Annotated in this window: 13 protein-coding genes; 3 read left to right on the top strand and 10 right to left on the bottom strand. The window is 63.1% G+C overall.

What is annotated here, in order from left to right:
• Positions 1 to 56 precede the first annotated feature (56 nt).
• The 6 genes from flgG to flgB all read right to left on the bottom strand — a co-directional run bounded on the left by flgG (position 57) and on the right by flgB (position 4,652).
• Positions 57 to 839 (bottom strand): flagellar basal-body rod protein FlgG, encoded by a 783-nt coding sequence (gene flgG, locus CEJ45_RS02990; protein ID WP_088753746.1) that lies wholly within the window; start codon positions 837 to 839, stop codon positions 57 to 59.
• A gap of 65 nt (positions 840 to 904) precedes the next feature.
• A complete protein-coding gene (gene flgF / locus CEJ45_RS02985; RefSeq protein WP_088753745.1) occupies positions 905 to 1,642 on the bottom strand; it encodes a flagellar basal-body rod protein FlgF in 738 nt (245 codons plus the stop codon).
• 111 nt (positions 1,643 to 1,753) lie between these two features.
• Positions 1,754 to 3,025: a flagellar hook protein FlgE gene (flgE, locus tag CEJ45_RS02980; protein ID WP_088753744.1), complete on the bottom strand. Its 1,272-nt coding sequence runs from the start codon at positions 3,023 to 3,025 to the stop codon at positions 1,754 to 1,756.
• 39 nt (positions 3,026 to 3,064) lie between these two features.
• A complete protein-coding gene (locus CEJ45_RS02975) occupies positions 3,065 to 3,787 on the bottom strand; it encodes a flagellar hook assembly protein FlgD (RefSeq protein WP_088753743.1) in 723 nt (240 codons plus the stop codon).
• Positions 3,788 to 3,812: 25 nt separating this feature from the next.
• Positions 3,813 to 4,217: a flagellar basal body rod protein FlgC gene (gene flgC / locus CEJ45_RS02970; protein WP_088753742.1), complete on the bottom strand. Its 405-nt coding sequence runs from the start codon at positions 4,215 to 4,217 to the stop codon at positions 3,813 to 3,815.
• 6 nt (positions 4,218 to 4,223) lie between these two features.
• Positions 4,224 to 4,652 carry a flagellar basal body rod protein FlgB gene (gene flgB, locus CEJ45_RS02965; protein ID WP_088753741.1) on the bottom strand — a complete coding sequence of 143 codons (429 nt, stop codon included), beginning with the start codon at positions 4,650 to 4,652 and terminating at the stop codon, positions 4,224 to 4,226.
• A gap of 231 nt (positions 4,653 to 4,883) precedes the next feature.
• Between flgB and flgA the strand changes: the two genes are divergently transcribed.
• The 3 genes from flgA (at position 4,884) to CEJ45_RS02950 (ending at position 6,656) form a co-directional block, all read left to right on the top strand.
• Positions 4,884 to 5,621, top strand: a complete 738-nt coding sequence (gene flgA, locus CEJ45_RS02960; RefSeq protein ID WP_088754020.1) for a flagellar basal body P-ring formation chaperone FlgA — start codon at positions 4,884 to 4,886, stop codon at positions 5,619 to 5,621.
• A 224-nt stretch (positions 5,622 to 5,845) separates the two neighbouring features.
• Positions 5,846 to 6,166: a flagellar biosynthesis anti-sigma factor FlgM gene (gene flgM, locus CEJ45_RS02955; RefSeq protein ID WP_088753740.1), complete on the top strand. Its 321-nt coding sequence runs from the start codon at positions 5,846 to 5,848 to the stop codon at positions 6,164 to 6,166.
• Positions 6,167 to 6,197: 31 nt separating this feature from the next.
• Positions 6,198 to 6,656 (top strand): flagella synthesis protein FlgN, encoded by a 459-nt coding sequence (locus CEJ45_RS02950; RefSeq protein ID WP_088753739.1) that lies wholly within the window; start codon positions 6,198 to 6,200, stop codon positions 6,654 to 6,656.
• Positions 6,657 to 6,761: 105 nt separating this feature from the next.
• On the opposite strand, the gene CEJ45_RS02945 is transcribed toward CEJ45_RS02950, so the two are convergent.
• The 4 genes from CEJ45_RS02945 to flhA are packed head-to-tail and all read right to left on the bottom strand — an operon-like array spanning position 6,762 to position 11,932.
• Positions 6,762 to 7,499, bottom strand: a complete 738-nt coding sequence (locus CEJ45_RS02945; protein ID WP_088753738.1) for an RNA polymerase sigma factor FliA — start codon at positions 7,497 to 7,499, stop codon at positions 6,762 to 6,764.
• A 5-nt stretch (positions 7,500 to 7,504) separates the two neighbouring features.
• On the bottom strand, positions 7,505 to 8,308 hold the full coding sequence (locus CEJ45_RS02940; protein WP_088753737.1) for a MinD/ParA family ATP-binding protein: 804 nt from the start codon (positions 8,306 to 8,308) through the stop codon (positions 7,505 to 7,507).
• A 34-nt stretch (positions 8,309 to 8,342) separates the two neighbouring features.
• Positions 8,343 to 9,827, bottom strand: coding sequence for a flagellar biosynthesis GTPase FlhF (gene flhF, locus CEJ45_RS02935; protein WP_088753736.1), 1,485 nt, complete (start codon positions 9,825 to 9,827; stop codon positions 8,343 to 8,345).
• Entirely contained in the window at positions 9,824 to 11,932 is a 2,109-nt protein-coding gene (flhA, locus tag CEJ45_RS02930; RefSeq protein WP_088753735.1) for a flagellar biosynthesis protein FlhA, read from the bottom strand. The genes flhF and flhA overlap by 4 nt, the downstream gene beginning before the upstream one ends.
• Between the last annotated feature and the right edge of the window lie 2 nt (positions 11,933 to 11,934).

Below are 11,934 nucleotides of genomic sequence, written 5' to 3'. Positions count from 1 at the left end.
GCCTCGTCCTTCTTCTGCTACCGACTGCCTTGTTCAAAAACCACTTCACGACTGCATTACAGCTGCGAAATCTTGGCCAGCATCTGGTCGGACGTAGTGATGGCCTTGCTGTTGATTTCGTAGGCGCGCTGGGTCTGGATCATGTTGACCAGCTCTTCCACTACGTTCACGTTGGAGGTCTCGACGTAACCCTGCCAGAGCGCACCGGCGCCGTTGGTGCCCGGGGTGTTCGGGTTCGGGGTGCCGGAAGCGGCGGTTTCCACGTACAGGTTCTCGCCACGGCTTTCCAGGCCAGCCGGGTTGATGAAGGTGGCGACCTGGATGGTGCCGATCTGGGTGGTGGCGGTCGAGCCGGCCTGCATGATCGAGACGGTGCCGTCACGGCCCACGCTGAGCTTGGTGGTGTTGAGCGGAATGGTGATCGGCGGCTGCAGGGTGTAGCCGCTGGAGGTCACCATCTGGCCTTGGCTGTCGGTCTGGAAGGAACCGTCGCGGGTATAGGCGGTGGTGCCGTCCGGCAGCAGGATCTGGAAGAAGCCATTGCCCTGGATCGCCAGGTCCTTGTCATTGTTGGTCTGGTTGACGTTGCCTTGGGTGAAGATGCGTTCGGTGGCCACCGGGCGCACGCCGGTACCGATCTGCAGGCCCGAGGGCAATTGCGTCTGCTGCGAGGACTGTGCACCAGGCTGGCGCACGGTCTGGTACAGCAGGTCTTCGAAGACGGCGCGCGAACGCTTGAAACCGTTGGTGCTGACGTTGGCCAGGTTGTTGGAGATCACGTCCAGTTGCGTCTGTTGCGCATCCAGGCCGGTCTTGGAAATCCACAGGGAACGAATCATTTGTTTCTCCGGTAATCAGCGCTTGCGCTGCAGGTGCATCGTTGAGGTCAGGTGCGTGGACAGCATCAAGACAGCGAGAGGATCGAGGTCGCCTTGGTCGAATCGCTTTCGGCGGTCTGGATCACTTTCATGTTCATTTCGAACTGGCGCGACAGGTTGATCATGTTGACCATCGCCTCCACCACATTCACATTGCTGCCTTCGAGCGCACCGCTGGCCAGGCGCACGTTGGCATCGGGCTGGGCGGCACCGGTGATGGTGCGGAACAGGCCGTCGTCGCCGCGTTTGAGGTTCTTTTCGTCCGGGTTGACCAGCTTGATGCGGCCCAGCACGTTAACCGCATTGGGAATGCCGTTGGTCGGGATCGACGACACCGTGCCGTCGGCCGCGATGGCCACGGTGGTATCGGGCGGAATGGTGATCGGACCGCCGTCACCCTGCACGGACTGGCCGTTCTGGGTCTGCAGGATGCCGTTCTCGTTGATCTTGAAACTGCCGTTGCGGGTGTAGGCTTCGCCGCCGTCGGCGGTCTGCACCGCGATCCAGCCACGGCCCTGCACCGCTACATCCAGCGCGCGGCCGGTATCCTGGATCGGACCCTGCGAGAAATCACTGCCTGCCGTGGAATCCACCACGAAGGCGCGCGTGGGCAAGCCCTCGCCCACCACCGGTGCCGAACGGAAGGTATTCAATTGGGCGCGAAAACCCGTGGTCGTGGCATTGGCCAGGTTGTTGCTGGCGCTGGCTTGTTGCTCAAGCGTGTGCTTGGCGCCCGACATCGCTGTATAGACCAGACGATCCATATCACCCCTTAGTGGCGGCACCCATCCCTGGCACCCCCGGTTGAAACCGGCCGCCGGCGACGCCGGCAACCTTGGAACAGGCGCGCCCTACGGCGCGCCGGATACAACTTGTTATCGCAGGCTGACCAGGGTCTGCAGCACGGTATCCTGCACCTTGATGGTCTGCGAGTTGGCCTGGTAGACACGCTGGGCCACGATCATGTTGACCAGCTCGGCAGTCAGGTCGACGTTGGAGTCTTCCACCGCGCGCGCCTGCAGGGTGCCGAAGGTACCCGTGGTCGGCTTGCCCACCAGCGGGCTACCGGCAGCACCGGTGGCCTGGTAGAGGTTGTTGCCCAGCGGCTGCAGGCCATTCGGGTTGGCGAAGTTCACCAGCACCACGGTGCCCAAGTTCTTGGTCTGCTGGTTGCTGTAGGAACCGATGATGCTGCCGTCCTTGTCGATCGAGAAGCTCGACAGGGTACCTGGCGGCATGCCGTTCTGGCTCTGCGCCAGGTTGACGAAGGCCGAGCCGGTTTGGGTCGAGCCGGCGTAGGAGATGTTGATCGGGTTGGCGAACACGCCGCCGGCCTTGACCACCGTCCCCAGGGTGGCGGTGCTCAGCGTCAGGCCGGTGGTCGAGGTCAGCGCACCGGTGGCATCGAAGGTCATGGTGCCCACGGCCAAGGGAGCTGCAGGCGTACCGCTGGTCAGCGTGGTGCTGTCGACCTTGGCATAGACGGTCCAGGTCGTCGTCGGCGGCGTTCCGGTCGGTGCAGCCTTCGAGTAATAAGTCTGCACGCTGTACGGATTGCCCAGGCTGTCATAGATGGTGACGCCGGTCGAATTGTTGTAGGTGGTCGGATCGTTGGCGTCGAACACGGTCGTCGCAGGAATCGCGGTCACGCGGGAATCCAGGTTGACCTTGGTGGTGATGGTCGTGGTCGGGGTCGCCGGGATGGCCGAGGTATCGATCTGCAATGCAGTCGGATCACCACCCGATGCGCCCGCCGCCCAGCCCATCAGGTAGGCACCGTTCATGCTGGGGTTGACGATGTAGCCGTTCTTGTCCAGCTGGAACTGGCCATTGCGGCCGTACATCGGCGACTTGTTGTCCAGCGAAGCAGCCACCTGGAAGAAACCGTCACCATTGATGGCGATATCCAGCGGGTTGGCCGAAGAAGTGATGTTGCCCTGGGTGAACTGTTGCGCCACGTTGGCCACGGTCACGCCGATGCCCACCGGCGAATTGCCGGAGCGGTTCATGGAGTTGGCATACATGTCGGCAAACTGCGTCTGCGACTGCTTGAAACCCACCGTGCTGGCGTTGGACACGTTATTACCGATGACGTCCAGGCTCTTGGCTGCGCCGTTCAGTCCGCTCAGACCTTGCTGAAAACTCATGAGATATCCCCTTGTTCCGAATGTTGTCGGTAATGACGATTAAAGAATTTGCACCACGTCGGTCGGCTTGATGGTGCCGACATTGGTGACGTTGAGCTTGACGCCGTCCGACGCAGTCGAGACGCTGGAAACGGTACCGAACGACAAGGTCGACGCGGACACCGCAGTGCCATTGTTGGAGGCACTGACCGTGAAGGTGTAGTTGCCGTCGGCCACCTTGCCGCCGGTATCGTTGGAGCCATCCCAGATCACCGGCACCACGCCGGCCGCCTGGGTACCCAGGTCGGTGGTGTGGACCACGGCGCCGGTGGAATCCTTGATGGTAACCACCACCGAGGAGGCCGTTCCGGACAGGTTCACGCCGAACACCGCCTTCTGGCTGGTGGTTTCCTTGCCGTCGGCGTCTTTGGTCGTATCGCTGGTAAGCTGGATGCTGTTGCCCGGAGCCAGTACACTGTGGCCGATCATGTTGGCCGTGGACAGCGCCTGCGAGGAATTGAGGTTGCTCATCAGCGTGGACAAGGAATTGTTCAGCTGGGAGATGCCCGAGACGGTCGAGAGCTGGGCCATCTGCGTGGTCAGCTGCGAGTTGTCCATCGGGTTGCTCGGATCCTGGTTCTTCATCTGCGCGATCAACAAGGTCAGGAAGCGGTTCTGGATCGCGTCCGGGCTGTTGTTGTCGAGGCTGGAAGAATTGCTGGTGGACGAGCTGCTGCTCGTACCATTCATTGCACTGAGCAGGTCATTGGAGACGATTGCCATGGTTCAGGTCCTGTTGACTGGCCGCTTATTGGCCGATGGTAAGGGTCTTGACGAGCATGGCCTTGGCCGTGTTCATCGTTTCCACGTTGGTCTGGTAAGAGCGCGAGGCCGAGATCATGTTGACCATTTCCTCGACCGGATTGACGTTAGGCATGGCCACGTAGCCATTGCCGTCGGCCATCGGATGCTTGGGGTCATAGACCAGCTTGGGCGGGGCCTGGTCCTCGACCACGGCCGCCACCTTCACACCGCTATCCTTGACGCTGCCCACCGGGATGGCTTCGAACACCACCTGCTTGGCCCGGTAGGGCGTGCCGTTGGGACTGGTCGCGCTGTCGGCGTTGGCGATGTTGCTGGCCGTGGCATTGAGGCGCTGGGACTGCGCGCTCATGGCCGAGCCCGCCACGTTGAAGATGTTGGAAAGAGACATGGTTTATCAACCCGGTTGGATGGCGTTCAACATGGCCTTGATCTGGCCGTTCACGGCGGTGACGCCGGCTTCATAACGGATGCCGTTGTCGACGAATTCATTGCGTTCCACATCCAGATCGACGGTATTGCCGTCCACGCTGCCCTGGGCCGGCGTGCGGTACTGCAGGGCGGTGCCGCCAATGCTGCCCGGCCCCGATTCGGGCGCGGTGCCGGCCACGTGGCTGGCAGCCGTGCGGTCCAGCTGCAGCGGCGGGATGGTGTTGGATTTGTTGTCCAGCGCGTTCTTGAGCGCATCGGCAAAGTTGACGTCACGCGCCTTGTAGTTGGGCGTGTCCGCGTTGGCGATGTTGGACGCCAGCACCTGCTGGCGCTGGGCCCGCAGGTTCAGCGCCATCTCGTTGAAACGGAAATAATCGTCGAGCTTAGAGACCATCAGGTCCTCCGGAAGTACCGTCGCTGCGCCGCTCTCGCCTGCCGTTGCCCTGGCCGCTCGCGGACTGCGCCGATGATGGAATTACGTAGGCTTGATCATACGTTCGCACCACTAACTCTAAGGGGCGATAAAGAGAGAAAAGCCTCCCCTGTTTGCGCTTTTGACCTCGCGCGCGCGACGTACCATGGCTGCCAAGATTCGCCTATGCCCATCACGGGCAAGTTGCACAAAATGAAACACGTTTTCCGCGCCCTGCGCCGCACCTTCGCCGCCCTCGCCTTGCTGGGAGCGGGCTTGGGCGTGGTTGCGCCCGCCTTCCCCCAGAACGACCCCAACACGCCGCAAAAGCAGGACTTGCCAGCCTTGCAACAAGTGGCGGAGCAATTCCTCAAAGGCCAGACTTCCGGCCTGCCGGGCAGCGTCACGGTCACCGTCGATCCGGCGGATTCGCGCCTGACCCTGGCCGCCTGCCTGGAACCGCAAGCCTTCATGCCCAATGGCGGCCGCCTGTTCGGCCGCACCACGGTCGGCATCAAGTGCGTCGCGCCCTCCCCCTGGACCATCTATCTGCGCGCCAACGTTCAGGTGATCTCGGATTACCTGGTCGCGGCCGTCCCGCTGGCCCAGGGGCAAACCATCAGCGCCAGCGACATCACGCGTATTCGCGGTGACATGTCGGCCCTGCCCAGCGGGGTCATCACCGAGGAATCCCAGGTGGTCGGGCGCGTAGCCAACATGTCCCTGCGCGCCGGCACGCCGCTGCGCCTGGACGCCATCCGCAACCAGCGCGTGGTGCAGCAAGGCCAGGCCGTACGGGTGGTGTCGATCGGCCCCGGCTTCCAGATTTCCACCGAGGCGCGCGCCCTGACCAATGCCAATGAAGGCCAGATGGCCCAGGCCCGGACGGCGGCCGGCCAGGTCGTCAGCGGCATCGCCAAGGCGGGTGGCATCCTGGAAATCAATTATTGAAGCGCCCCCCCCCCGGCTATCGCGACTCAACTATTGATATGAAGCAATTTCCCGACGAGGCCCACGGGTGGCGGAACGTAGCGGCTCGCCTGGCGGGGAATGTGAAGAAATCTCCCGAAATCGGCGCATTTGAAGTGCGGGAATGTTAAAGTTTGCCCAGAACTGGTCGATAATCCATACGACAGGCGGGTGCGAAGCGCCCCCACCCTACAAGGAATACTGCCGTGAACGTTAACGACGCCCTCAAATCCGCTGCCCTCAACACCGAGCAGACGCAAACGCAGACCCGCAACAATGCGGCCACCGGCCCTGCTGCGGGCGACAGTGCGGCTGCCAAGGCTGCCACTTCCGACAGCGTGCGCTTGTCCAGCACCTACCAAGCGCTGGAAACCAAGGTCAATGGCGACAGCAGCGCCTTCAACAGCAAGAAAGTGGCCGAGATCAAGGCTGCCATTGCCAATGGCACCTTCCAGATCGATCCGGACAAGATCGCCGATGGCCTGATCGATACCGTCAAGAATCTCATCAGCGCCCGCCCGGCCTGACCGTCGTTCGCCTGCACCGAGGATCTTCCGCATGAATCCGGCCAGCCATCTCTCCCTGGAACACGCCGCCCTTTCGCGCCTGGTCGACAAGCTGAACCAGGAGCAAGCCTTGCTGACCGAGGCCACGGCTGAAGGCCTGACCGACATCATTTCCGAAAAAGCCAATATCGTGGCCGAGATGTCTACCCTGGCCGGCAACCGCCACGCGCTGCTGGGCAAGCTGGGTTACAGCGAAGATGAAGCCGGCATGCAAAAGTGGATGAATGAACACGCCAGCGATGCCGACCGCGATATCTGGGCCGGCCTCTTCGAGCTGGCGCAGGATGCCAAGGAACTGAACCGCGTCAACGGCCTGTTGATCGGCAAGAAACTCTCCATCAACCAGAGTGCCCTGACCATCCTGCAAGGCAAGACCGGCACCGGCAATTTCTACGGCCCGGATGGCCAGAACAGCATCAAATCCTCCGGCCGGCGTCTGGGCGTGGTGTAAGGTTTCCCTGCGCGCCTGCTGAGTTGCATCCGAACAACAAAAAGCCCGGCGTTGCCGGGCTTTGTCGTTGCTGGGTCCGAAAATGCGCCCTGCGCGCAAGCATCGTCAGGCCACCCCGCTCCATGAATGTTCGCGCAGATAAGAGCGCATGCGCGAGATCGCCTGGCTGTGCAGCTGGCACACCCGGGATTCGGACACGCCCATGACGGCACCGATTTCCTTCAGGTTCATTTCCTGCTCGTAGTACAGGGCCATGAGCAGCTGCTCGCGCTCGGGCAAAGCCTTGATCGAATCCACCACCGCTTCCCGGAAACCGCCGTCGATCAGGCTCTGCAGCGGATCATCCTCGCCCTGGCCAGCCTGGTAGCGGTCCAGGAAGTGCTCATGGCCGCCATCGTCGTCGTGGAAATCCTCGTAATAGATCAACTGGTGGCCGCCGCAATCGGCGAGCAACGCCTGGTATTCGGTCAGGCTGATCTTCATGTGCTGGGCTACTTCCGCCTCCTGCGGCTGGCGGCCCAGCTGCTGCAGCAGGCTCTGCATGGCCTCTTCCACCTTGCGGGCATTCTGGCGGATGCTGCGCGGCAGCCAGTCGCTGCTGCGCAGTTCGTCCAGCATGGCGCCCCGGATACGCTGCACGGCATAGGTCTCGAACTGCGCGCCATGGGTTTCTTCGTAGCGGTTGACGGCGTCGAGCAGGCCCATCATGCCGGCCTGGATCAGGTCGTCCACCTCTACGCTGGGGGGCAGCTTGGCCTTGAGCTGATGCGCCAGTTTCTTGACCAGCGGCGCATGCTGCTCCAGCACGTCGTTCTTGCCCTTCTTTCCCTTGACGTTATACATGCACGTCACACTCCCAGACTGGCACCGTCGGTGGCCATGCCGTATGCGCTGCGCGCCGCATCCGGACCTTCCGTGAAGCGCTTGGACAAGCGCTGGAATGCCAGCGCGGCACCGGCGAAAGGAAACACGTCCATCACCGCCCGGCCCTGCCCGGTAGCGCGGCGAATATGATCGTCAGCCGGGATGGCCCCGATGAAATTCAACTGGGCGGCAAGATAACGGCTGGCCGCCTGGGCCATGTTGGCGTAGACGGTACGGGCTTCGGCTTCGGTAGCATCGTTGACGATGAGACTGAAGGGACGGCGGCCGATCCGGTCGCTCAGGCTCTTCAGGAGCACATAGGCGGATTTGATCGACGAGGCCGTGGTCGACACCTGGATCACGATCTCGCCCATTTCCATGGTCGGCACCGGCAGCGACAGGTCGCGCGCCAGCACGCCATTGACCAGGGTGATCTCGGCCTGCTCGATGAGGCTGTCGAAGATCTCGGCCAGACGGCCCGCGTGGGGATCGGTGGCCGAGGGCACCGTACGGCGAGCGATGCGCGCCATCGAAAAGCCTTCCGGCAAGCGCCGCGTGGCTTCCACCATGGGGCGCTCCATGCGCGCCACTTCCTGCAGGGTCGCCACATCGTGACGCAAGCCGATACGGGTCAGCAAGCCCGTCGTGGCGACGTCGCCATCGACCACCAGCACACTGTGCTTGGCCTGGGACAAGGACGCTGCCAGATTGATGAGCATCGCACTCTTTTCCTCTTCTCCCAGCACGGAGAAGAAGGTGAACAGCCTGGGCACCGGGCGCTCCAGCATCCGGCGCAGGCCAGCTGCCTGGTCGATATCGTAACTAGCCAAAGCTCACCTCACGCAGTCCGCGGTCATTCATGGACATGGCAGTAGGTCCGATCACGCCCGGCAACTCACCCTCCTGGAATTCGAAAGGGGCAGTTTCGCGCTTCTGCTTGAAGGCACGGTCGGCCAGGTAGAGCTTGTTGGCCACGTGCAGGTCTTCGGGCACGCGCTGGCCATTGGCCACGTAATGCAGGTTGAGCTTGTGGCGGATCACCACGTCCAGCACGTTGCCGATGGTGGCGGCTTCGTCCAGCTTGGTGATGATGCAGCCGGCCAGGCCCGAACTCGAATAAGCATGCACCACTTCGTTCAAGGTACCGCCGGTGGCGGTGGCGTTCAGGCACAGCAGGCGCTTGATGTCCACGCCGGCACCGGCCAGCATGGCGTCCTGCTCGGCCACCATCTGGTCGCGCTGGCCCACGCCGGCGGTATCGATCAGCACGGTGTGCTTGCCCTTCAACTCCTCCAGGGCGATGCGCAGGTCGGTCTCATCCTTGACCGAGTGCACCATCACGCCCAGGATCTTGCCGTAGATGCGCAGTTGTTCGTAGCCGCCGATACGGTAGCCATCGGTGGTGATCAAGGCCAGCTTGCCGGAGCCGTGGCGCATCACGCAGCGCGCTGCCAGCTTGGCAGTGGTGGTGGTCTTGCCCACGCCGGTGGGGCCGACCAGGGCGAAGACGCCGCCGTTTTCCAGCAGTTCGTTTTCGTTGGCCAGGGTATTGAGGTTGCGTGCCAGCACCGACTTGACCCAGAACATGATGTCCTGCGACTTGGAGTTGGCCGGCAGGTTTTCGGTAATCAGGCGCGACAGGCTGGCCGAGAAACCGGCCGCCAGCATTTCTTTCAGGACGATGCCTTTGAGCGGATCGCGCTTTTGCGTGCCACCCCAGGAAATCTCGGCCAGCTGGGTTTCCAGCACGCCGCGCATGGAGCGGATCTCGCTCATGACTTCCGACAGGATTTCGTCGTAATCCTTGCCATCGAATTCAGGCAGGGCCGAACGCGGACGCATTTCCTGGTCGCCCGACTCCTGCGCCTGCTGTGCCGAGGCGGCACGGGCGGCATCCTGTTCCGCGCGGCGGCTGCGCCAGACACGGGCATCGCTGGCCGGGGCGGCTTCGGCTGCACGAACCGGTGCGCGGCCATGGGCCGGCTGGTCCAGCAAGGGCGCGTTCTCGGGACGCACCGCGCGGGCCGGCTGCTGGGCCAGCGGCGAGGACAACAGCGCCGGACGCTTGGCCTGCGCAGCCGGCGCGCCGGACTGCTGCTGCAAGGAAGCCGCCTGCACACGGCCGTTGGGGTCGCGCGCACCGGTCGGCGCCACCAGGGTGGTCATGTCCTCGTTGGCCATGGCCAGGATCTCCACCCCATCTGGAATATTGCGGTTGGAGAGAATGACGGCATCCGGGCCAAGCGCCTCGCGAACCTGGCGCCAGGCCTCGCGAGAAGAATTGGCGATAAATTTCTTGACGTTCATGCTTGCCCTCCAACTAGGCTGGTAACTTTAATCGTTTTCGACTCGGGTACTTCAGCGTGCGACAGCACGCGCAACTGCGGCATGGCGCGGCGCAGGAAGCGCGCCAGCAAGGTCCGCAGCGGTGCGCCGACCAGCAGCACGGGCGACAGGCCCATCTGTTCCTGGCGCTGCGCCGCCATTTCGGTCTGCTGCACCAGCGAATCGGCCAGGCCCGGCTCGATGCCGCCGGTGTCGCCGCTGGCCTGCAGTGCCTGCATGAGCAGGCGTTCGAGCTTGGAATCGAGCGCCATGACGGCCAGCTCGTTCTCGCCCGGGAAAATCTGTTGCACGATGGCACGGCCCAGCGCGATGCGGACAATCGCCGTCAGGTCGGTCGGATCCTGGATGCGGGCAGCGTGTTCGGCCAATGTTTCGATGATAGTGCGCATATCGCGGATATGCACGCCTTCCAGCAAGAGGTTCTGCAAGACCTTCTGGAGCGTACCCAGCGGCAGCATCTTGGGCACCAGGTCTTCCACCAGCTTGGGGGCTTCCTTGGCCAGGTGATCCAGCAGGCTTTGCACTTCCTGGCGTCCCAGCAGCTCGGCCGCGTGGGTGGTGATGAGGTGATTGAGGTGAGTCGCCACCACGGTACCGGCATCGACCACCGTATAACCCATGGTGGAAGCCTGTTCGCGCAGGCTGCTGTCAATCCACACGGCCGGCAGGCCGAAGGCAGGATCGGAGGTCATCATGCCCGGCAGCGGACCGGTCACCATGCCCGGATTGATGGCCAGGTACTGGCCGGCATGCGCCTCACCATTGCCCACTTCCACACCCTTCAAGGTGATGCGGTAGGCCGAGGGCTTCAGTTCCAGGTTGTCGCGGATGTGAATCGGCGGCGAGAGGAAACCGACCTCCTGAGCGAACTTCTTGCGGATGCCCTTGATGCGCTTGAGCAGTTCGCCGCCCTGCCCCTTGTCCACCAGCGGGATGAGGCGGTAGCCCACTTCCAGGCCCAGGGTATCGACCGGCATGACGTCGTTCCAGGTCGCCTCTTCTGCTTCCGAGGGCGCAGCGGCTGCGGCAGCGGCCTGCGGGGTCGTCGCGGCGGCTTCGGCCTTGGCCGTTTGCACGCGCTTGCTGATGGCGTAGGCACCGCCAGCCATGGCGGCCGCCAGCAGCAGGAAGGCGATGTGCGGCATGCCCGGAATCAGGCCCATGCCGCCGATGATGACGGCGGTAATGTAGAGCACTTCCGGCTTGGCGAAGAGCTGGTTGATCAGCTGCCCACCCACGTCCTGGTCGTTGGCCACGCGCGAGACCACCACACCGGCGGCCGTGGAGATGATCAGCGAGGGAATCTGCGCGACCAGGCCATCACCGATGGCCAGCAGCGTGTAGTTCTTCAGCGCGGCGTCGAAGGCCAGGTCGTGCTGCACCATGCCGACCACCAGGCCGCCGACGATGTTGACGACGGTAACGATGATGCCGGCCACGGCATCGCCGCGCACGTACTTGGAGGCACCGTCCATGGCGCCGTAGAACTCGGACTCCTGCGCCACTTCCTTGCGGCGGGCGCGGGCTTCGGGTTCACCGATGAGGCCGGCGTTGAGGTCGGCGTCGATGGCCATCTGCTTGCCGGGCATCGCATCGAGGGTGAAGCGTGCGCCCACTTCGGCGATACGGCCGGCACCTTTGGTCACCACCATGAAGTTGATGATGGTCAGGATCACGAACACCACGATGCCGACGGTGTAGTTGCCGCCGATGAGGAAGTGACCAAAGGCCTCGATCACCTTGCCGGCCGCATCCGGGCCGGTGTGACCTTCGGTCAGCACTACGCGGGTGGAGGCCACGTTCAGTGACAGGCGCAGCATGGTCGAGACCAGCAGCACCGCCGGGAAGGCGATGAAGTCCAGCGGCTTGACGGTGTAGAGCGCGGTCATCAGCACGATCACCGACAGCGAGATGTTGAAGCTGAACAGCAGATCCAGCATGAAAGCCGGCAGCGGCAGCACCATCATCGCCAGCATCATGACGATGAGGATCGGGGCCGCCAGCGCCCGGCCGCTCTTGAGCGGGACCCAGGCCGGGATTTTCATGGTATTGAGTTTGGTTGCCATCG

Origin of the sequence: Herbaspirillum aquaticum, assembly GCF_002213425.1 — a bacterium.
Classification (GTDB): domain Bacteria; phylum Pseudomonadota; class Gammaproteobacteria; order Burkholderiales; family Burkholderiaceae_D; genus Herbaspirillum; species Herbaspirillum aquaticum.
Note: the sequence above shows the minus strand (reverse complement) of the source record. Positions and strands in the feature narration are given on the sequence as shown.